Origin of the sequence: Burkholderia sp. AU30198 (genome assembly GCF_020419825.1) — a bacterium.
Lineage (GTDB): Bacteria > Pseudomonadota > Gammaproteobacteria > Burkholderiales > Burkholderiaceae > Burkholderia.
Window position 1 is genome coordinate 37917 of the sequence record NZ_JAIZSA010000016.1, and the last position, 19899, is coordinate 57815.

The window sequence follows — 19899 nt, forward strand, 5'->3', positions numbered from 1 at the left end:
CGGATTCAATGCCAACCGGAGGGGAAATCATGAAGAAGCTGCTTCAGTCGCTGTGCGTGGGCGCGGCACTGCTCGGATCTGTCGCGCATGCCGAGCAGGTCGTGCGGATCGGCACGCTCGCCGATTACGCGCCGTTCGAATACAAGGATGCGTCCGGCAAGCTGCAGGGCATGGAGATCGACATCGGCAAGAAGATGTGCGACACGATGAAGGTCAGGTGCCAGTGGGTGACGATGGATTTCGATGCGCTGATTCCGGCGCTCAAGGCGAAGCAGATCGATGCGGTGCTCGCGCAAATGTCGAAGACGCCGGAGCGCGAGCAGTCGGTGGATTTCACGCGCATCTTCACGACGGCACCCGTGCAGCTCGTCGCGAAGCAGGGTTCGGGTATCACGGATGGCGCGGCCACGCTGCGCGGCAAGACGATCGGCGTTCAGACCGCGTCGACCCACGAATCCTATCTGCGCCGCCGCCTGCTGGCGAGCAAGTCGGGGATCAACGTGAAGGTCTATCAGACGCTCGACGAGGCCTGGCTCGACCTGGAGGCCGGGCGCGTCGATGCCGTGCTTGCCGACAACACGGTCGCGTACGACTGGCTGACGAAGGCCGGCAGGAAGGAAGGTTTCGACTTCGTCGGCAAGCCGATCGCCGATGCGGAGATCTTCGGCGACGGTACGGCGATCGCGGTACGCAAGGGCGACGCGCCGCTGAAGGCGCTGTTCGACAAGGGGATCGCGCAGGTGCAGGCAGATGGCACGTTCGCCGCCGCCAACAAGCGCTATTTCCCGTTCAGCATCGCGCCGCAATAGCCGCGCATCGGGACCGCGCGGCCGCCGCACGGCGGCCTGCGCGATCCGGGCCTCACAAGGAGCGATATCACGATGGACATTCTGGTGAACTACGGTGCGCAGATCGCGGCGGGTGCGCTCGTCACGCTGGAACTCGCGCTCGCCGCGCTGTGCGTCGGCATGCTGCTCGGCATCGCCGGTGCATCGGCAAAACTGTCGGACATGGGCTGGCTCAGGCATGCGACCTATGCGCTGACCAATTTCCTGCGCGGCATTCCCGAGTTCCTGATCCTGCTGATCTGCTATTTCGGGCTGTCGCATCTGCTCAACACGCAATTCGATGGTGCCTTCGCCGTGAGCCCTTTCTCGGCCGGCGTGATCGCACTCGCCGTGGTGTTCGGCGCCTATTCGTCGGAGATGTTCCGCGGCGCATTCATCGCGGTGCCGGCCGGACAGATCGAGGCCGCGCGCGCGTACGGGATGACACGCCTGCAGACACTGTGGCACGTGCGCCTGCCGCAGGCGTGGCGCATCTGCCTGCCGAGCCTGAACAACATGTGGCAGAACCTGCTGAAGGACACGTCGCTGGTATCGATCGTCGGGCTCGAGGACATGCTGCGCAAGGCCAACATCGCCGCGCAGTTCACCAAGCAGCCATTCGTTTTCTACGTGACGGTCGGTATCGTCTACTTCGGCTTTCTCGCCGCTTCAAACCCCGTATTCGCATGGCTCGAGCGCATCGCGGGCCGTGGTTACGCACAACGCACCTGACGAGGGCCATGCGATGAACGACTTCCTTTCCCTCATCGAGCAGTCCGGCCCGGACGTCGCGCGCGGTGTATGGATTACGCTGCAACTGCTGGTGCTGTCTTGCACGTTCGCGTTCGCGCTCGCGGTGCCGCTTGCCGTCGCGCGTGCGTCGGAGCGCCGGTGGCTGTCGGTACCGAGCCGCCTGTTCATGTCGGTGTTTCGCGGCACGCCGCTGCTGGTGCAGATTTTCGTGCTGTATTACGGGCTCGCGCAGTTCTCGATCGTGCGCGCGTCGCCGCTGTGGCTGCTGGTCGGCGGATCGTTCTCGTGCGCATTGTGTGCGCTGACGCTCAACCTCGCGGCCTATATGGCGGAAGACATCCGTGGCGGGATAGCCGGCGTGCCCGCCGGCGAGAAGGAAGCCGCGCTCGCGTTCGGGATGAGCCGCTTCATGCTGACCTGGTTCGTGGTCGTCCCGCGCGCGATCGGCATCGTCGCGCCGACGCTCGGCAACGAGATCGTGCTGCAGCTCAAGTCGACCGCGCTCGCCAGCACGATCACCGTGCTCGACCTGACCGGTGTCGCGCGGCGCATCTCCATCGAAACCTATACGACCGACGCACTGATGCTGGCCGGCATCGTGTACGTCGGTATCACGGCAGTGCTTTCGACCGTGCTCAAACGCGTCGAAGGGCAGCTGAATCGCCATCTGGGCAACGTGCGTGCCTGACGGCACCGCGCGGACACGACACAACCAACGATCCGGAGAACGAAATGGGATACAGGCTTGAAACGCTCGCGCTGGCCGCGGACCGCGACGTGACCGACGAGAAGACGGTCGCGCCGGCGATCCACTATTCGGCCGTGTTCAAGGCGGCCGGCAGCGAGGAATTCGCGGAGATGTCGAGCGTGCCGCAGCATCCGCGCAACTACACGCGCTACGGCAATCCGGTTCACGAGCGGGTCAAGGCGATCATGGCGGAGCTCGAGGGCACCGAGACCGCGCTCGTCACCGCGTCCGGCATGGGCGCGATCGCGACCGCGATCCTCAGTGTCGTGAAGGCCGGCGATCACGTGATCGGCCAGACGCGCCATTACATGAGCACGACGAAAATGCTCGACGACATGCTGCGCCGGTTCGGCGTCGAGGTGACGCTCGTCGACCAGACCGACGCGGCCGCGTTCGATCGTGCGATCCGGCCGAACACGCGGCTGATCGTGCTCGAATCGCCGGTCAATCCGCTGCTGCTCGTGACCGACATCGCCGCGGTGACCGAAGTCGCCAGGGCGCGCGGCATCCTGACACTCGCGGACAACACGTTCGCGTCGCCGGTCAACCAGCAGCCGCACCGGCTCGGTGTCGACATCGTCGTGCACAGCGCGACCAAGTATCTCGGCGGCCATCACGACCTGACCGGCGGCGTGATCTGCACGAGCCGCGTGATCGCCGAGCAGATCTGGCATACGCACATCACGCTCGGTTCGGTGCTGTCGCCGATGGACGCGTGGCTGCTGCTGCGCGGGCTGCGCACGCTGCCGATGCGCGTCGAGCGGATCAACGCGAACGCCCAGGCGCTCGCCGAATTCCTCGAGACGCACGCGAAGATCGAGCGCGTGTTCTACCCGGGCCTGCGCAGCCATCCGCAGCATGAACTCGCGTGCCGGCAGATGCGCGGCTTCGGCGGCGTGGTCGCGTTCGGCGTGCGGGGCGGCTATGGCGAAGCGCAGCGCTTCGTCGAGGCGCTGCGCGTGCCGCTGAACGCGGGCAATCTCGGCGGCGTCGATTCGCTCGCGATCCATACGGCATCCATGTGGGCGGGCACGATGTCGGCGGAACAAATGCGCGCGGCCGACATCCCGCTCAACTTCATCCGGTATTCGGTCGGCATCGAGCATGTCGACGACCTGAAAGCCGATATCGCGCAGGCGCTCGAGCAGATCTGACACGGACCGGCGCACGCGGTCGTTCGACGCATCGGGCGGGCCGCGCCGGCCTTTGAATCGATCCGGGCACGAGCGGCCCGGGTTGCAACGACGGAGCACGGAATATGCATGGCATCACGGTACTCGACGGCGGCATGGGGCGCGAGCTGGCGCGGATGGGGGCGCCGTTCAGGCAGCCGGAATGGTCGGCGCTCGCGCTGATGGAAGCGCCGCATTACGTCGGCCTCGCGCACGACGCGTTCATCGCGGCGGGCGCCGACGTGATCACCGCGAACAGCTATGCGGTCGTGCCGTTCCATATCGGCGAGCAGCGGTTCCGTCGCGACGGTGTCGCGCTCGCGGCACTGGCCGGGCAACTCGCGCGGCAAGCCGCGGATCGCGCAGTGCGGCCAGTACGCGTCGCGGGATCGCTTCCGCCGACCGGCGGTTCGTATCGGCCCGACCTGTTCGACGCGGCGCGTGCCGATGCGATTCTGGCGACGCTCGTCGATGGACTCGATCCGTACGTCGACCTGTGGCTGGCCGAGACGCAGAGCCTGACCGGCGAGATCGACGCGGTCCGTCGCGCGCTCGGTGCGAATCCGAAGCCGCTCTGGGTGTCGTTCACGCTGCGCGACGAGGTCGGCGCCGACACGGGCGCCGGGCCGGTACTGCGATCGGGACAGACACTCGACGAAGCCATCGACGCCGCCGTGTCCGCGCGCGCGAGCGCGCTGCTGTTCAACTGCAGCCAGCCGGAGGCGATGGGTGCGGCGATCGAGACGGTGCAGCGTAGGCTCGCTGGAATGGGAGCGGGAACGGCGTTGATGATCGGTGCGTATGCGAACGCCTTTCCACCGCAGCGCGCCGATGCGCGTGCGAACGAGGAACTCGACGCATTGCGCGGCGATATCGATCCGCCCGGCTATGCGAAATGGGCGGAGCAGTGGCTTGCGCTCGGTGCGCAGATCGTCGGCGGGTGTTGCGGAATCGGCCCCGGCCACATCGCGGCATTGCGCGACGCGGTCGATGCGCGCGGCGTCGCGCACACCGGGTCCGGCCAATGAAGATCGACGGCCTGGACCAGAAGATCATCGACGCATTGTGTGCCGATGCGCGGATTCCGCTCGCGGTGCTGGCCGACAGGATCGGTTTGTCCAGGCAGGCGGTCCGGCACCGGATCGACCGGCTCGAAGCGCTGAAGATCATTGCAGGCTATACGGTGCGGCTCGCGTTGCCCGACGATGTCGCACCCGTGCGTGCCGTGATGCTCGTCTATCGCAAGGACCGGATGCGCGGCGCGGACGTGCTTGCCGCACTCGAGCGGATCGCCGAGGTGCGCGACTGCGCGGTTCTCAGCGGCGAGGTCGATTTGCTGGTGCAGATAGAGGCGGCCACGCATGAGCGCATCAGCGACATCTGGGCGACCATCAGCGCATTGGACGGCGTGCAGAACATGACGACCAGCTTCGTGCTCGACTCGGTCGTTCATAAGCGGTGACGGCCCGGCGCCGTGGACAGTCTTTGGTCTTGATGGAGCGAATTTCCGCTTCGGGTCGCTTTATGTCCTGTGCATGGAAGGCCGCATCCACGACGATCGTCGAGTTCTGTCGTCGGGCGCTAGCCGGCCAGAAACGGCCGATCGACACCGTCACGTAAATCGTCCGCAATCAACGCACTCGCGAACCGCGATTCGCTCCGCATCCGTCCAGGCGTATCATGCGAAATGACCTAAACCGTGCAGCTTGCTGGATTGCGTTCACCCTCGAACGCTGCCTGTTTCCGAATTGCGATGTGCTCGCGGCGCAAATCGCGAATGCTGAAATCGGCGAGCTTTGTCAATGCGGGTGCAACAGTTTCTCGCTATCAATGGCTGCGCCTGACGGCGTGCCTGGAATATCCACGAGCGGACACGGTTACGGTCGGGTGTTTGAAGCCGACTTTCGGGACCTTGGCGAACACGACGTGTCACGATCGCTTGAAATTCTCTTGTTCGCCGATGATTCGGGTCATTTGAGCTACGTTGAGATCGATTACTGCGGAAACGGACTACTCATCCCCGAGCGCATGAACCTCGAGTCGGCTCCCTATCACCTTCTTCAGGGTGACACGCTGATCCGCGCATAGATCACGGGCATGTCCATGACCTACGTTCGTCGCGGCATGCAGACACACTGATGATGTCCGCTCCGTGGGCCGTCGAGCGGCCGGAATGGGGCGACAGCACGCATTCACTGGCAGGGACAGGGGGCGACTGCTACCCCCTTGTCGCAGCTAGAGAGCGCTGCACCGGCAAAGCGTATGGAAATCCCTGGCTGCCCCCGGGGGTTGTACCGGACAATACAATCCGGTATCATTCACGCCCCCCACAAGCTGCGCATACGGATTTCGCACGAGGCGTCCCGCCCTCGACTATCTGTGCGTACACGATTCCGTTCGCATCCCGGCAGGCAACCCATTCTGGCGTCATGCTCGCGACGATCGTCGGCTCATCTGTCGAGGAGCATGTATTGGCAATTCCTGATCGGAACGATTCCACATCCCCTGAAATCACGGCCACGGCAAAAGCCGGCCGCCGTGTGGCAAAGGGCAAGGCCCAGGCCCTGACACCGACTGACAGCGCGTCGCTGGCACGCCAGAACGAGGAGCGCCAGCACCAGATGCGCGCGTTGATCGCGCTCGGTCGCGAGCGCGGCTATCTCACCCACGCGGACATCAACGACCACCTGCCCGACAACTTTGCCCAAACGGCGGCGATGGACACCATCGTCAGCACGTTCAGCGACATGGGCGTGGCCGTGTACGAACAAGCGCCGGACGCCGAAGCGCTGCTGTTGACCGACGCTGCGCCGGTCGTGGCATCCGACGATCAGGCGGACGAGGAGGCGGAAGCTGCGTTATCGACCGTTGATTCCGAATTCGGCCGCACCACGGATCCGGTTCGGATGTACATGCGAGAAATGGGGGCCAGCGAACTGCTGACCCGCGCCGGTGAAATTGAGGTCGCGAAACGGATCGAAGATGGTCTGCAGGACATGATTCAAGCGATTGCCGCGTGTCCGTCGATCGTGTCCACGATTCTTGCCGATGTCGACCGCGTCGTTGCCGGGGAACTGCGCATCGACGAACTGGTCGATGGCATCAGCGTCGACGCCGATGAAAGCGAAATGGCGCCAGAGTCCCAGGAAGAGGATACGGAAGCACAAGCCGCCGACGATGATTCGGACGAAGACGACGTCGAAACGGACGCCGGGGATTCGGAGAAGGTGAACGCGGCACGCCTCGAAGAACTCACGAACGACAGTCTCGTGATTTTCGCGCGCGTGCGTGCACTGTTCGAGCAGTTGCCGGATGTGCCTGTCACGGGCGATGCCCGTTCCGCAGCCGCTGTACAAGTGCGCACGGCGATCCAGCGTGAACTCGCGCCGATCCGCTTTACCGCCAAGACCATCGACCGCCTGTGCGCCATCGTGCATGGGCAAGTGACTGAGGTTCGCGCGATCGAGCGCAGCATCCTGGCGATTGCTGTCGACCGTTGCGGCATGCCGCGCGACGCGTTTGTCGAGTCGTTCCCGGGCCACGAGACCGACCTCGAATGGACGAACCGCACGGCGGCGACCTCGCAGCAGTTTGGCGCGGCGCTCGAGCGACATCAGCCGGCGATTCAGGCGGCGCAGCAGAAGCTCGTCGACATCGAGTCCCAGGTCTCGTTGCCGCTCCAGCAGCTCAAGCAGATCAACCGCCAGATGAGTGCCGCGGAACTGAAAATGCGGCAGGCCAAGCGCGAGATGATCGAGGCGAACCTTCGTCTTGTCATTTCAATCGCCAAGAAATACGTGAACCGCGGCATGCAGTTCCTGGATTTGATCCAGGAGGGCAATATCGGCCTGATGAAGGCCGTGGACAAGTTCGAATACCGGCGCGGCTGGAAGTTCTCGACCTACGCGACCTGGTGGGTCCGGCAGGCTGTCACGCGTGCGCTCGCCGATCAGGCGCGGACCATTCGCGTGCCGGTCCACATGATCGAGACGATCAACAAGCTGAACCGGATATCGCGCGAAATCTTGCAACAGACAGGGCAGGAAGCGCATCCCTCAGTGCTCGCAAAGCGCATGGAGATGTCCGAGGAGAAAGTGCTCAGTATCCTCAAGATCGCCAAGCAACCTGTCTCGCTCGAAACCCCGGTGGGTGACGACGCCGATGCAACGCTCGGCGACATGATCGAGGATGTCTCGGCGAGCTCACCGGCTGAGGCGGCGATTCACGCGAACATGCGTGCGGCGATCGACGAGGCACTCAACGGGTTGTCGCCGCGCGAGGCCAAGGTTCTGCGGATGCGATTCGGGCTCGACACAAACTCCGATCACACGCTTGAAGAGGTCGGCAAGCAGTTCGATGTGACCCGTGAGCGGATCCGTCAGATTGAGAGCAAGGCGATGCGCAAGCTGATGCATCCCAGCCGTGCGGACAAGCTCAGGCCATTTCTTGAGCGCTAGACTTGAGCGCTAGAGCAAGCCGGGCGTGGTATCCCAGCGACGCCCGGCTCCAGGCTTGAAGCGATCACGCGTCGGCCTGATCGTTGTCCTGACCGCAGCGTATTCGCTGCGGGGAAAACTTACAGCGGCTTGATGCTGGCGGCCTGCTTCCCCTTGCTCGGGCGGCCCGGGTGCGGACTCCGCAAACCTGGTCGCTGCACTGGATCAATGGGCGACGAAGGACAAGGCACCCGGGAACCTCGTTGCATCGAAGCTGAACACGGACGGTAGCGCGGCGTTTGCGCGAGCCTTGTGCCAGTATCCGCCGTACCCGCGCTATACCGGGCCCGCGAACGGCGCCCGCCACGTCGACGGCGAGCGCGCCGATTTCATCCGCGAAGGGCTGCACGCCTTCCGGACCCTTCGAATTCGCGACCCGCACGCGATGGCCCGCCGCCTTCAGCCGGCGCGCAAGCGTCCCGCCGATATTGCCGGGTCCCGATGATGCCTATTTCCACGGTGGTTACCTCGTTCAAGAATGCTTCGCCAGCCCGCCGCGTCACGCGAGCCGGAATTTTTTCCGCAGGCTCGAATCGACCGGGCCGGCTGGCATGAACCGTCGCAACTTGCGCAACAGCGACGCCTCACCGGTCGGCGTGCGTCGCATCCGCCATGCGCCGAGCGCTGCGTCGACGATGGTGGCGGCCACGCCCTCGGGGTGCGGCGCGGTTTTCACGCAGTGGACAACGGCACGCGACGCGAGCGTCCGCTCGCGGTCGTAATCGGCGATCGGCGCGCTTGCCTGCAGCGCGTTGACGTCCAGGTTCGTCCGCGTAAACGACGGTTCGACCAGCGTCGCGCGAATGCCGAACTGGCGCTGTTCGTGATCCAGCGTTTCGGTCAAACCCTCCACCGCATGTTTGGATGCCGAATAGAGTCCCATATAGGGCGCCGGCAGGAAGCCGAGCACCGAGCTGACATTGACGATCCGGCCGCGCCGCTGTGCCCGCATGTGCGGAAGCACCGCATGGGCCGTACGCAGGATGCTGAATACGTTGGTGTCGAACAACGCCGCGGCTTCGGTCACGGAGGTTTCCTCCACCGCGCCGAGCAGGCTCGTGCCTGCATTGTTCACGAGCACGTCGATGCGTGCGGCGCGATCGATGATCGTTTGAATACCCGATTGAACGGACGCGTCGTCACGTACGTCCATCTCGATCAACTCGACGCCGGCGACGGGCGCCGTTCGCGCGATGCTGCGCACGGTGCCGAACACGCGGCACCCGCGTTTGGCGAATTGTTCTGCGGCGACGCGCCCGATGCCCGACGACACGCCGGTCACGACGACAACGGTGGAATTCGACATGGCTGTTTCCTTGGACAGGATGAATGGCTGTATCAATCGCGCGCGTTCAGCGCGGGCTGAAATACAGCCTCGCCCGGCGATGCCGGTTCATGACCGCCGTGGCGGGTGGCGGCGGAATGACCGGGCCGGATCCTGAACCAGATCGCGTACATCGCCGGCAGGAACATCAGCGTGAGGATCGTCCCGGCGAACGTGCCGCCGATCAGCGTGTACGCGAGCGTTCCCCAGAACACCGAATGCGTGAGCGGAATGAACGCGAGCACGGCGGCCATGGCGGTCAGGATCACCGGGCGCGCCCGCTGCACGGTCGCTTCGACGACCGCGTGGAACGGATCCAGTCCCGCCTGTTCGTTCTGGTGAATCTGGCCGATCAGGATCAGCGTGTTGCGCATCAGGATCCCCGACAGCGCGACGAGGCCGACCAGCGCATTGATGCCGAACGGCTGCCGGAACAGGATCAGCGTGGGTACTACGCCGATCAGGCCGAGCGGGCTCGTCATGAACACCATCACCATCGCGGAGATCGAGCGCACCTGGAAGATGATGATGACGAGCGTGACCGCCAGCATGATCGGGAAGAGCGGCAGCATCGCCTGGGTGGCCTTGCCGGATTCCTCGATGGAGCCGGCTTCCTCGATTCGATAGCCGCTCGGCAGCGCGGCGATGATCGGCTGAAGCTGTTTCGTGATCGCAGCCGACACGTCCGGCGGCTGCAAGCCGTCGGCGATGTCGCCGCGCACCGTGAGCGTCGGCAAGCGATCGCGCCAGCGCATGATCGGCTCTTCCATCCGCACGTCGACCTTGCCGACCTGCGACAGCGGGATGCGCTGCCCGCTCGCGCCGGCGAGCGTGAAGTCGTCGAGCCGCGCCGGGTCGAGCCGCGCATCGCCGCCCGACCGCGCGATCACCTGTACGGTCCGGATATCCTCGCGCACCGCGGTGACGGGCACCCCGGTCAGCAGGAACTGCAGCTGCTGCGCGACCGCACTGGACGTCAACCCGACTGCCTGCAGGCGATCCTGCTGCAACGTGAAATGCAGCGTCGGCGCGCGCGTGCCCCAGTCGGCATTGACCGTGCGCATCATCGGGCTGCCGGTCATCACACGCTCGACATCGGTCGCGATGCCGCGCAGCTTGTCCGGATCGGGGCCCGTGACCCGATACGCGACCGGGAACGGCGAATACGGACCGAACACGAGCTGCGTCACGCGCACGCGGGCTTCGGGCGCAAGGCCGTCGGCGATGGCCCGCCGCAGGCGCGCCTTCAACGCATCGCGCTCGTCCTGGCTGTCGGTGCGCACCACGATCTTCGCGAATGACGGATCGGGCAGCTCCGGCCCCATCGCCAGATAAAAGCGCGGCGCGCCCTGGCCGACGTACGCGGTGACGATCCTCGCTTCCTTCTGCTTCGCGAGCCACGCTTCGACCTTCGACGTGGCGGCGCTCGTTTGCGAAATCGACGTGCCGTACGGCATCTGCACCTCGATCAGCACCTCGGGACGATCGGAGATCGGGAAAAACTGTTTCTTGACGACCGCCATGCCGAGAATCGCGAGCACGAACAGGGCGACGACCGAACCGGCGACGAGCCATTTGCGGGCGATCACGCGCGTCAGCAATTGCCGGAAGCGGTTGTAGCGAGGCGTGTCGTAGATCGCATCGTGGCCGCCTTCGAGCCTCTTGAGGTTCGGCAGCATCTTCACGCCGAGGTACGGTGTGAAGGCTACTGCAACGACCCACGATGCGATCAGCGCGATCCCGACGATCCAGAACATGTTGCTGGTGTATTCGCCCGCGCTGGAGCGAGCGAAGCCGTTCGGCATGAAGCCGACCGCGGTGACCAGCGTGCCGGCCAGCATCGGTGCGGCCGTATGGCTCCACGCGTACGCCGACGCGGCCACGCGGTCGTAGCCTTCCTCCATCTTCACAACCATCATTTCGATTGCGATGATCGCGTCGTCGACCAGCAGCCCGAGCGCGAGGATCAGCGAGCCGAGCGTGATGCGGTCGAAGTTCTTGCCGGTGGCGGCCATCACGACGAACACCACGGCCAGCGTCAGCGGTACGGCCGCGGCGACGACGAGTCCCACGCGCCAGCCCATGCTGACGAAGCTCACCAGCATCACGACGAGCAGCGCGGCGAAGAACTTGACCATGAACTCGTCGACGGCGGAGCTGATGTTCACGGACTGGTCGGTGACCTTGGTCAGGCTCATGCCGAGCGGCAGCTCCGCGTTGATCGCGCCGACTTCCCGGTCCAGCGCACGGCCGAGGTCGAGCCCGTTCCAGCCGTCGCGCATCACGACGCCGAGCAGCAGCGCGGGTTCGCCGTTGTTGCGGATCATGAACGTCGACGGGTCTTCGTAGCCGCGCTCGACGGTGGCGATGTCCGACAGTTTCAGCGTGCGGCCCTGTGCGACGATCGGCGTGTCGCGAATCTTCTGCAGCTTGTCGAATGCGCCTTCCACGCGAATGAAGATCTCGGGCCCGCGCGTCTCGACGGAGCCGGCCGGCGTCAGCGCATTCTGGCCGTTGAGCGCGGCGAACACGTCCTGCGGGCTCACGCCGAGCGTCGCGAGCCGGTCGTGCGACAGCTGCACGTAGATGCGCTCCGCCTGTTCGCCGATGATGTCGACCTTCTTCACGCCCGGCACATGCAGCAGGCGCTGACGCTGCATCTCCGCATCGCGCACCAGCAGGCGCTGCGGTTCGCCCTTGGCCTTCAGCGCGAACAGCGCAAACGTGACGTCCGCGTATTCGTCGTTGACCATCGGGCCGATCACGCCGGCCGGCAGATCGTTCGCCACGTCGCCGATCTTCTTGCGCGCCTGATAGAACTGCTCCTGCACCTCGGACGGCGGCGTGCTGTCGAGCAACGTCAGCGTCGTGAACGCGAGGCCGGGGCGCGTGTAGGTTTCGGTGCGGTCGTACCAGCGCAGCTCCTGCATCCGCTTTTCGATCTTTTCGGCCACCTGGTCGTGCATTTCCTGCGCGGTGGCGCCCGGCCACGCGGTGACGATGGTCATCACCTTGACCGTGAATGCCGGGTCTTCCGCGCGGCCCAGCTTGAAGAACGACACGAGCCCCGCGAGCGAAATCAGGCAGATCAGGAACAGCGTGATCGCGCGCTCGCGCACCGCGAGCGCCGACAGGTTGAAGCGGCGTTCGCTCATGGCTGTGCCCCTTCGCGCGCGACCGTGGCGGCCTGCGCGGCCACGCGAACCGCTTCGCCGTCATGCAGCAACTGCGCGCCGAGCGCGACGACCCGGTCGCCTTGCTTGAGTGCGCCGGACACGCGCGCGTTGTCGTCGTCCAGATGCTCGACCGTGACCGACCGCCATCCCACCTTGGCCGGATCGCCTGCGACGACCCACACGCCGGGCCCTTTGCCGCCGTCCAGCAGCGCGCCGATCGGCACCTGCAGGCCGGCTGGCGGTGTCGCGCGTGCGTCGTCCGGTATGCGGATCGTGACGGTTGCGCCCAGCGGCGCGGCGGCCAGCGCGCCCTGCAGTACGTAGCGTGCTTCGAACGTGCGCGTTCGCGCATCCGCGGAATCGGAGAGCTGGCGCAGCGTCGCGGGGACACTCGAGCCCGGCTTGCCGAACAGCTCGGCCAGCGCCACGGAGCCGGCCGCGGGCCGCAGCGTTTCCGGCAACTGGATCACGGCTTCCCGGCTGCCGGCGTGTGCGAGCCGCACGACCGGCTGGCCGGCGCTGACAACCTGACCGGGCTCCGCGAGCGTTTCCATCACGACGCCGTCGCCGTCCGCAACGAGTTCCGCATAGCCGGTCGCATTGCGCGCGACGTCGGCGTCGGCTTCGGAGGCGCTCAACTGGGCTTTCGCGGCGTCGGCCGCTGCCTTGACCTGGTCATAGGCCGATGCCGATATCGCGCCGGTGCCGCGCAGGTCGCGGTAGCGCGCTTCGTCCTCGGCGGTCTGCCGCGCGCGTGCCCGTGCTGCGGCTACTGCCTCGTCGCGTGCGCGCGCCGCGAGCTTCAGGTCGACGGGATCGATCCGCATCAGCGGCTGGCCGCGCCGGACGGCTTGTCCGGTATCGACGAGCCGCTCCAGCACCTTGCCGGACACCCGGAACCCGAGGTCGCTCTGCACGCGTGCGGCGACGGTTCCGGTGAACGAGCGGGACGCGGGCGCGGCAGCCTGCACGATGGCGGTACGCACGAGCGGCGCCTCCGTGCGCGGATCGGAAGGCGCTTTTCCGCTGCAGGCGGCTAGCGCGAAGGGCAGTGCGGAAGCGACTGCGAGGAGAGCGAGGCGACGCCGGAGCATGAAAGACCCACTGACGAAGTGATTGGGGCTTTCATTGTGTATCTAGTGACCAATATAGTCAATGGTCACAAACGGTGCCGGTTCAAGGGGCGAGGCTGCGGAGCACCAGACTCGACAACTGCGCGGGCGCGGCGTCGGTCGTGTCGAGGTTGTACTGCAGCAGCAGCGGATTCATGTACGGTCGCATCACGAGGAAGATCGCCGTCGCGGTTTCGTCCAGCGGCGTCTTGCGCTCGAACTCGCCGCTTTGCCGGCCCGCCTGGAGCACCTCCTGCAGCAGCTTCTGCACCCGCGCCTCATAGGCCTGCACCGACTGCCAGTTGCCGGTGGCGGCCGACGCGGCGATGTCGTACAGCTTGCGATCGCGGAAGAACAGCCGCAGGCTCGCTTCGGTAAAGACCTTGAACATGCGCCGGAGCTTTTCGGTGGGCAGTTCCGCTTCGGCGACGGCGGCGCGCACGTCGGTTTCGATTTCGTACAGGCAGTTCGCGCAGATCATCTCGCCGATCGCCTGTTTCGACTCGAAGAACTTGTAGATATAGGCCTTCGAGAAACCGATGGCCTTCGCGAGGTCGGACACGGTCGTCTTTTCATAGCCGTACCGGCTGAAGTGCTCGGTGGCGGCGGCCACGATCTGGTCCCGCACGTCGTGATCGGCCGGGCCGCGCGCGGGAGCCGGGGAAGCGGTGTTTTCTTTCATGGGTTACGGCTGGCAGGGATGGACAACGAGTGACTATTTGGTATTATAGTCACCACCTAGTCTTTGCTAAAACCGTCATGCTACCGAAACCCATCGTTGCCGCGGCGCTCGCCGCGTTCCTGTCGACGGGATGCGCCGTCGGTCCCGACTATGTGCGGCCGGACATCGCCATGCCGCAGCGCTTCCAGGGCCAGAGCGCCGTGGAGCAGCGGCACGCGGCGGCCGAAGCGGCGCTCGCGACTTGGTGGACGGGTTTCGGCGATCCACAGTTGACCCGGTTCGTCACGCTCGCGCTCGCGCAGAACCTCGATCTCGCGCAGGCCGCGGCACGCGTCACGCAAGCGCGTGCCGGGCTCGGTGCGGCCAATGCGGCGCTGTTGCCTTCGGGCAATGTGACCGGTCAAGCTGCGCGCGTTTACCAGTCGGTCGAAACGCCGTTGGGGCGCGTGCTGAATTCGACGCCCGGTTTCGACCGTCACGGCAACGACTACGAGGCCGATTTCAACGCAAGCTGGGAACTGGATGTGTTCGGCGGGTTGCGCCGCGGGCGGGAAGCCGCGCTCGCCGATTATCAGGCCTCCGAAGCGGCGGCGGTCGCGTCGCGCCTTGCCGTGGCCGCGCAGACGGCGGACCTCTACATCACGATTCGCGGGTTGCAGGGCCGGCTGAAGGTCGCGCGGCATCAGGTGCAGACCGAACAGGATCTGTTGTCGACCATCAATCTGCTGTATGGAAAGGGGCTCGCGGCGGAGCTTCAGGTCAGGCAGGCCGAAGGCGCGCTCGCTCAGGTTCGCGCAACGGTGCCGGTGTTCGAAGCGGCGCTGGACGCGGCGATGAATGCGCTCGACGTGATGCTCGGCTCGCAACCCGGTACGTATCGAGCGGAATTGCTCGACGGCGGCGACGTGCCGGCTGCACCGCGGATCGCGGCGACGGGAACGCCTGGCGAACTCCTCAGGCGGCGGCCCGACCTGATCGTCGCCGAGCGGCGTCTTGCGGCGTCGAACGCGCGCATCGGCGTGGCCATTGCCGAGTATTACCCGAAGTTCTCGCTGAGCGGGTTGATCGGTAGCGCGACGACGATGGGCGCGGGCAACCTGTTTGCCGGCGGCGCGAACCAGGCTGCCGGCGTGCTCGGCCTGCGCTGGCGTTTGTTCGACTTCGGTCGCATCAATGCGCAGATCGCGCAGGCCAAAGGGCAGGATGCCGAAATGCTTGCTGCGTATCGGCTCGCGGCGCTGCACGCCACCGAGGACGTCGAGAACGCGTTCTCGGCACTCGTCAAACGCGACGAACAGGCGGCTGTTCTCGCTGACGGCGTCGATTCGCTCGGCCGCGCACGGGCTGCGTCGTTCGCGGCGTACCAGAAAGGCGTCGTCAGCCTGGTCGAAGTGTTGCAGGCCGATGAAAGCCTGCTGCGCGCATCGGACGCGCGCGTGCAGGCGAAAACCGAAGCGGCTCGTGCGTCGGTGGCTGCGTTCAAGGCGCTCGGCGGAGGATGGCAAGGGGCGGCGTCCGAAGCCGTCGCCAGTCGATAACGGCCGTACGTACCGACGCCTTGGCGGGGCGAGACGTCGTCGTCCCTATTCGTTGTGCGATGAGTGCTCTGGAACATGCGACCCAAGCGGATGACACGTGCGGAAAGCCGCGAACTCACCCGTCGGGACCTGCTCGACGCTGCCGCGCTGTGCATAGCCGAGAAGGGACTGGCGGCATCGAGCGTCGAGGACATGGTTGCGCGCGCCGGGTACACGCGCGGCGCGTTCTACGCGAACTTCAGGAGCAAGCGCGAGCTTTTCGTCGAACTTCTTCGCGTCAAGCATCGCAACATTCAAGAAAATCTGGAGGCGTTACTGCAGGATGCTGCGGTATCGTCCGAAGCTGTTCAACAGCATTTCGCGTTGCTGTATGCGCGCTGCTATTCGAGCAGCGTCGATTACGTCGTTTGGGCCGAGGCTCGCCTGCAGGCAGAGCGCGATGCGTACTTGCGCGAGCATGTGGAGGCCATGTGTGTTGAACGACGCGACATGATTGCGCGCTTCTTTGATCGAGGATGCAAGTGTCGTGGCACTGGAGCAGCGGCCTCGTCCGCCGATCGCGCGCTTATCGTGATCGCGATCATGGACGGCCTGCGGTACTTGGGGAGATCGTAATTCCCATGCATGCTTTCGGTTGGAGCGATCTGGCGGGGCGACTGGCCAGGCCAAAGTAGGGCGTTTCAGAGGGTTGTGGATGGCGCGCGATCGGTGCGGCAGCCAGAAAAATGAGCGCCCCAATTCCTTCATTCCGGCTGCCCATCATGAAGCCGGCAAGATGTGGAACCTCATCACTCCGCTCCGGTTGCCCGCTCAAACCCAGATTTCGCACAAGCCTTGTTATCACGACAGCACGATTCTGAGCATGAACTCGCGGGCCGGGCCACACGCGGACCGCAGCGCTCTCGCCGCAATTGGCCACGCGACAGTTGATGGCAGACTTCACAACGCGGCGGCCGCTGACAACGTCAATTTGCGCTTTTGCGAAGCGTCAGACCATTCCGACTTTGACACGAAGTGATGCAGCGACGGGTGCCGCGCGCGCTCTTGGCCATTGCCTCGTATTTGACGCATCGTTACGCCAGCGGGATTATGAGAGCAACGATGTGACGATGCGCTCTATTAGACCCGCTGTTCCATGTCGTAAGACGGATTGCTTCTCACCCACGAAACGCCCGGATCCGTCCCCACGGGATTGAGTGGCTGCGTCACAAATGCGCCGACGCTTGTTTTGGGGGTGGATCATGCAACAGCAATCGTTATCGACAAATCCCCCTTCGTCAGAAGCCAACGTCGATGACGTTGAACGGCGTTTCAGGTCGCTTGCGGATGCGATACCCCATATCGTATATACGGGCACGCCGGATGGTTCGGTCGACTACGTCAGCCGGCGGCTCGAAATGTATACAGGACTCGATTTTGCGCAAGTGGAGGGTTGGAATTGGACCTCGACGCTGCACCCGGATGATGTGCAACGCGCGATCGAGGCCTGGAATAACGCGCGGGCGAACGGCAGCGAATATGAAGTGGAAGTGCGGATAAAGCGAATATCCGACGGTACCTATCGTTGGCATCTGGATCGGGCATCGCCGTTAAAAGATGCGAAAGGTAATGTCGTCAAGTGGGTTGGGACTGTCACCGACATCGAGGATCGCAAGCGGGCGCTGGCCGCGGCCGAGCGAGCCAATCGTGCGAAATCGGACTTCCTGTCCAGCATGAGCCACGAGTTGCGTAGCCCACTCAATGCGATCCTGGGTTTTGCCCAACTCATGGCGTCCGAGTCGCCACCGCCGACCTCGTCGCAACAGGCGAGCATCGACCAGATTCTGCGGGCAGGATGGCATCTGCTCGAACTGATCAACGACGTGCTCGATCTGGCGAAGATCGAAGCCGGGCAAGTCGCGATTTCGCCTGAACCCGTATCGCTGGGCGACGTCCTGCGGGAGTGTGAGTCGATCATCGTAACGCAGGCTCGGCAACGGGGCATTCGTGTGACCTTTCCGCAGATCGAGCCGCCGTGCCATGTCCGCGCCGACCGCACGCGCGTCAAGCAGGTCCTCATCAATCTGTTGTCGAACGCCATCAAGTACAACCGTCCGTCGGGCACGGTCGACGTCGACTGCAGCACGCCTGTGCCGGGCCGGGTTCACGTGAGCGTCGGCGACACGGGCCCAGGTTTGTCCCCGGATCAGCTGGGTCGACTCTTCCAGCCGTTCAACCGCCTGGGACAGGAGGCGGGCGCGGAAGAGGGCACGGGCATCGGTCTCGTGGTCGCAAAACGACTGATGGAATTGATGGGCGGCGGTATCGGTGTCGACAGCACGCTTGGAAAGGGCAGCGTCTTCTGGATCGAACTCGATGCGGCGCCCGCCCCGGAAATGGTGGCGACGCTCGCCACACAGCCTGCCATGCCGGCCCGAGGCGCGACCGGCGACGCTGCCGCAGCGACGCCCGTGCATACCGTGCTCTATATCGAGGACAATCCCGCCAACCTGAAGCTCGTCGAACAACTGATTGCGCGGCACGCGGACCTGCGCATGCTCGGTGCCGTGACGGGACGGCTGGGCGTGGAACTGGCGCGTAGTGTGCACCCGCGAGTGATCCTGATGGATATCAACCTGCCCGATATCAGCGGCATCGAAGCGCTGGACCTGTTGCGCAAGCATCCCGAGACGGCGGATATTCCCGTTGTCGCGCTCAGTTCGAATGCGATGGCGCATGATATCGAGCAAGGCATGCAAGCGGGTTTCTTCCGCTATCTGACCAAGCCGATCAAGATCGATCCATTCATGGATGCGCTGGCCGATGCCATCGCGCTGGCTGTAGGACGGAAATAGTCGGGGGGGCAGGTTGCCAGGTAGCGAACCATGATCGATTCGTCAGCAATCGTCGACGCCCGGATCCTGGTCGTCGACGATCTGGAGGCCAATATCCTGCTGCTCGAGCAGATCCTGCGGCGGGCGGGGTATGCGCACGTCGAGTCGACGATGGATGCGTCCGCCGTTTATGGACTTCATCGCCGGTACCCCTACGATCTGATCCTGCTTGATCTGCAGATGCCCGGCACGGACGGTTTCCAGGTCATGGAAAGCCTGAAGTCGCTCGAGGCGGACAGCTATCTCCCGGTCATCGTGATCACCGCCCAGCCGGCCCACAAGCTGCGCGCGTTGCAGGTCGGCGCGAAGGACTTCATCAGCAAGCCATTCGATCTGGCGGAAGTGCTGATGCGGGTTCGCAACATGCTGGAAGTTCGGTTGCTGCACCGGGAGTTGCGCAAGCGCGGTGACGCACTCGAGCAGAAGGTGCGGGAAGTGGAGGCGAGCCATGAGCTGATCAGCCGTCAGAGCGACGAACTCAGGCAGCTATACGCGAAGGTCGTCGCCGAGCAGAAGGTATCGGAGCGGCTGCTGCTCAACATGCTGCCTTATCCTATCGCCGAGCGGCTGAAATCGCATCTCGACGACATCGCGGGGAGTTTCCCCGAAGTGATTGCGGACCGCTTTCCCGAGGTATCGGTGCTGTTCGCGGATATCGTGGATTTCACCGGCTTCTCGGCCGACATGCGTCCCGAGCAGCTCGTCGAGATGCTCAACGAGATCTTCACCGGCTTTGACATCATTGCCGATCACCGCGGCCTCGAGAAGATCAAGACGATCGGCGACGCGTACATGGCGGCCGCGGGGCTGCCCGTTCCAGCCGAGGATCACGCGATGCGGGCCGCGAATATGGCGCTCGACATGATCGACGCGATGGCCCGCTTCAACGAGGTCCGGCGCTGCAACCTGCAATTGCGGATCGGCATCAACAGCGGCGAGGTTGTGGCCGGCGTGATCGGCAAGCGCAAGTTCATCTACGACCTGTGGGGGGCGGCCGTCAATCTCGCGAGCAGGATGGAATCGCAGGGCGTCGCCGGGCGCGTGCAGGTGACGGAGGCGACGCGTGCAATGCTGGGTGAATCGTTCGCCTTCGAGGAGCGTGGCTTGATCGCGGCGAAAGGGATGGGCGAATTCCGCACGTGGTTTCTGGTCGGCAGGAACGGCGTGTCGGCAATTTGAGGCTACCTCGGCGGGTCGC

17 protein-coding genes and 1 pseudogene are annotated in these 19899 nt (G+C 64.7%); 14 read left to right on the forward strand and 4 right to left on the reverse strand.

Going from position 1 to position 19899, the window contains the following annotated elements:
* Positions 1 to 29: 29 nt before the first annotated feature.
* The 9 genes and pseudogenes from LGN19_RS29190 to LGN19_RS39635 all read left to right on the forward strand — a co-directional run.
* Entirely contained in the window at positions 30 to 809 is a 780-nt protein-coding gene (locus tag LGN19_RS29190) for a transporter substrate-binding domain-containing protein (RefSeq protein ID WP_222210874.1), read from the forward strand.
* 72 nt (positions 810 to 881) lie between these two features.
* Positions 882 to 1559: an ABC transporter permease gene (locus LGN19_RS29195; RefSeq protein ID WP_174957599.1), complete on the forward strand. Its 678-nt coding sequence runs from the start codon at positions 882 to 884 to the stop codon at positions 1557 to 1559.
* A gap of 13 nt (positions 1560 to 1572) precedes the next feature.
* On the forward strand, positions 1573 to 2268 hold the full coding sequence (locus LGN19_RS29200) for an ABC transporter permease (protein ID WP_226218590.1): 696 nt from the start codon (positions 1573 to 1575) through the stop codon (positions 2266 to 2268).
* A gap of 44 nt (positions 2269 to 2312) precedes the next feature.
* Positions 2313 to 3482 carry a trans-sulfuration enzyme family protein gene (locus LGN19_RS29205; protein WP_226218591.1) on the forward strand — a complete coding sequence of 390 codons (1170 nt, stop codon included), beginning with the start codon at positions 2313 to 2315 and terminating at the stop codon, positions 3480 to 3482.
* Positions 3483 to 3586: 104 nt separating this feature from the next.
* Entirely contained in the window at positions 3587 to 4528 is a 942-nt protein-coding gene (locus tag LGN19_RS29210) for a homocysteine S-methyltransferase family protein (RefSeq protein WP_226218593.1), read from the forward strand.
* The gene (locus LGN19_RS29215) at positions 4525 to 4962 is read left to right on the forward strand and encodes an Lrp/AsnC family transcriptional regulator (RefSeq protein WP_122950313.1); all 438 of its coding nucleotides are present in this window, start codon (positions 4525 to 4527) and stop codon (positions 4960 to 4962) included. The genes LGN19_RS29210 and LGN19_RS29215 overlap by 4 nt, the downstream gene beginning before the upstream one ends.
* Before the next feature lie 218 nt (positions 4963 to 5180).
* On the forward strand, positions 5181 to 5588 hold the full coding sequence (locus LGN19_RS29220) for a hypothetical protein (protein WP_226218595.1): 408 nt from the start codon (positions 5181 to 5183) through the stop codon (positions 5586 to 5588).
* A gap of 341 nt (positions 5589 to 5929) precedes the next feature.
* Positions 5930 to 7957: an RNA polymerase sigma factor RpoD gene (rpoD, locus tag LGN19_RS29225; protein WP_226218596.1), complete on the forward strand. Its 2028-nt coding sequence runs from the start codon at positions 5930 to 5932 to the stop codon at positions 7955 to 7957.
* Between the two features lie 199 nt (positions 7958 to 8156).
* A pseudogene (locus tag LGN19_RS39635) lies at positions 8157 to 8225 on the forward strand (hypothetical protein); the annotation flags it as partial.
* 270 nt (positions 8226 to 8495) lie between these two features.
* On the opposite strand, the gene LGN19_RS29240 reads toward LGN19_RS39635, so the two are convergent.
* The 4 genes from LGN19_RS29240 to LGN19_RS29255 form a co-directional block, all read right to left on the reverse strand.
* Positions 8496 to 9302, reverse strand: coding sequence for an oxidoreductase (locus LGN19_RS29240; protein WP_226218597.1), 807 nt, complete (start codon positions 9300 to 9302; stop codon positions 8496 to 8498).
* A gap of 32 nt (positions 9303 to 9334) precedes the next feature.
* A complete protein-coding gene (locus LGN19_RS29245) occupies positions 9335 to 12475 on the reverse strand; it encodes an efflux RND transporter permease subunit (protein ID WP_226218599.1) in 3141 nt (1046 codons plus the stop codon).
* On the reverse strand, positions 12472 to 13590 hold the full coding sequence (locus LGN19_RS29250; RefSeq protein WP_226218601.1) for an efflux RND transporter periplasmic adaptor subunit: 1119 nt from the start codon (positions 13588 to 13590) through the stop codon (positions 12472 to 12474). Before LGN19_RS29250 ends, LGN19_RS29245 begins: the two co-directional genes overlap by 4 nt.
* An 82-nt stretch (positions 13591 to 13672) precedes the next feature.
* Positions 13673 to 14290, reverse strand: a complete 618-nt coding sequence (locus tag LGN19_RS29255) for a TetR/AcrR family transcriptional regulator (protein ID WP_122950318.1) — start codon at positions 14288 to 14290, stop codon at positions 13673 to 13675.
* A 77-nt stretch (positions 14291 to 14367) separates the two neighbouring features.
* Between LGN19_RS29255 and LGN19_RS29260 the strand changes: the two genes are divergently transcribed.
* From LGN19_RS29260 to LGN19_RS29280, 5 genes are all read left to right on the forward strand, one after another.
* Positions 14368 to 15828: an efflux transporter outer membrane subunit gene (locus tag LGN19_RS29260; RefSeq protein WP_226218603.1), complete on the forward strand. Its 1461-nt coding sequence runs from the start codon at positions 14368 to 14370 to the stop codon at positions 15826 to 15828.
* A 75-nt stretch (positions 15829 to 15903) separates the two neighbouring features.
* Positions 15904 to 16443, forward strand: coding sequence for a TetR/AcrR family transcriptional regulator (locus LGN19_RS29265; RefSeq protein ID WP_226218605.1), 540 nt, complete (start codon positions 15904 to 15906; stop codon positions 16441 to 16443).
* 79 nt (positions 16444 to 16522) lie between these two features.
* The gene (locus LGN19_RS29270) at positions 16523 to 16846 is read left to right on the forward strand and encodes a hypothetical protein (RefSeq protein ID WP_226218606.1); all 324 of its coding nucleotides are present in this window, start codon (positions 16523 to 16525) and stop codon (positions 16844 to 16846) included.
* Positions 16847 to 17069: 223 nt separating this feature from the next.
* Positions 17070 to 18662: a PAS domain-containing hybrid sensor histidine kinase/response regulator gene (locus LGN19_RS29275; RefSeq protein WP_226218608.1), complete on the forward strand. Its 1593-nt coding sequence runs from the start codon at positions 17070 to 17072 to the stop codon at positions 18660 to 18662.
* A 30-nt stretch (positions 18663 to 18692) separates the two neighbouring features.
* On the forward strand, positions 18693 to 19880 hold the full coding sequence (locus tag LGN19_RS29280) for an adenylate/guanylate cyclase domain-containing protein (protein WP_226218609.1): 1188 nt from the start codon (positions 18693 to 18695) through the stop codon (positions 19878 to 19880).
* The last annotated feature ends 19 nt before the right edge of the window (positions 19881 to 19899 follow it).

Bases quoted from the DNA above. Each gene is read 5' to 3' on its own strand.
- LGN19_RS29280 (WP_226218609.1), top strand. From the start codon at position 18,693: ATGATCGATTCGTCAGCAATCGTCGACGCCCGGATCCTGGTCGTCGAC.
- LGN19_RS29250 (WP_226218601.1), bottom strand. From the start codon at position 13,590: ATGCTCCGGCGTCGCCTCGCTCTCCTCGCAGTCGCTTCCGCACTGCCC.
- LGN19_RS29215 (WP_122950313.1), top strand. From the start codon at position 4,525: ATGAAGATCGACGGCCTGGACCAGAAGATCATCGACGCATTGTGTGCC.
- LGN19_RS29205 (WP_226218591.1), top strand. From the start codon at position 2,313: ATGGGATACAGGCTTGAAACGCTCGCGCTGGCCGCGGACCGCGACGTG.
- LGN19_RS29270 (WP_226218606.1), top strand. From the start codon at position 16,523: ATGGCGCGCGATCGGTGCGGCAGCCAGAAAAATGAGCGCCCCAATTCC.
- rpoD (WP_226218596.1), top strand. From the start codon at position 5,930: ATGCTCGCGACGATCGTCGGCTCATCTGTCGAGGAGCATGTATTGGCA.
- LGN19_RS29240 (WP_226218597.1), bottom strand. From the start codon at position 9,302: ATGTCGAATTCCACCGTTGTCGTCGTGACCGGCGTGTCGTCGGGCATC.
- LGN19_RS29245 (WP_226218599.1), bottom strand. From the start codon at position 12,475: ATGAGCGAACGCCGCTTCAACCTGTCGGCGCTCGCGGTGCGCGAGCGC.
- LGN19_RS29195 (WP_174957599.1), top strand. From the start codon at position 882: ATGGACATTCTGGTGAACTACGGTGCGCAGATCGCGGCGGGTGCGCTC.
- LGN19_RS29190 (WP_222210874.1), top strand. From the start codon at position 30: ATGAAGAAGCTGCTTCAGTCGCTGTGCGTGGGCGCGGCACTGCTCGGA.
- LGN19_RS29220 (WP_226218595.1), top strand. From the start codon at position 5,181: ATGCGAAATGACCTAAACCGTGCAGCTTGCTGGATTGCGTTCACCCTC.
- LGN19_RS29260 (WP_226218603.1), top strand. From the start codon at position 14,368: ATGCTACCGAAACCCATCGTTGCCGCGGCGCTCGCCGCGTTCCTGTCG.
- LGN19_RS29210 (WP_226218593.1), top strand. From the start codon at position 3,587: ATGCATGGCATCACGGTACTCGACGGCGGCATGGGGCGCGAGCTGGCG.
- LGN19_RS29255 (WP_122950318.1), bottom strand. From the start codon at position 14,290: ATGAAAGAAAACACCGCTTCCCCGGCTCCCGCGCGCGGCCCGGCCGAT.
- LGN19_RS29200 (WP_226218590.1), top strand. From the start codon at position 1,573: ATGAACGACTTCCTTTCCCTCATCGAGCAGTCCGGCCCGGACGTCGCG.
- LGN19_RS29275 (WP_226218608.1), top strand. From the start codon at position 17,070: ATGCAACAGCAATCGTTATCGACAAATCCCCCTTCGTCAGAAGCCAAC.
- LGN19_RS29265 (WP_226218605.1), top strand. From the start codon at position 15,904: ATGCGACCCAAGCGGATGACACGTGCGGAAAGCCGCGAACTCACCCGT.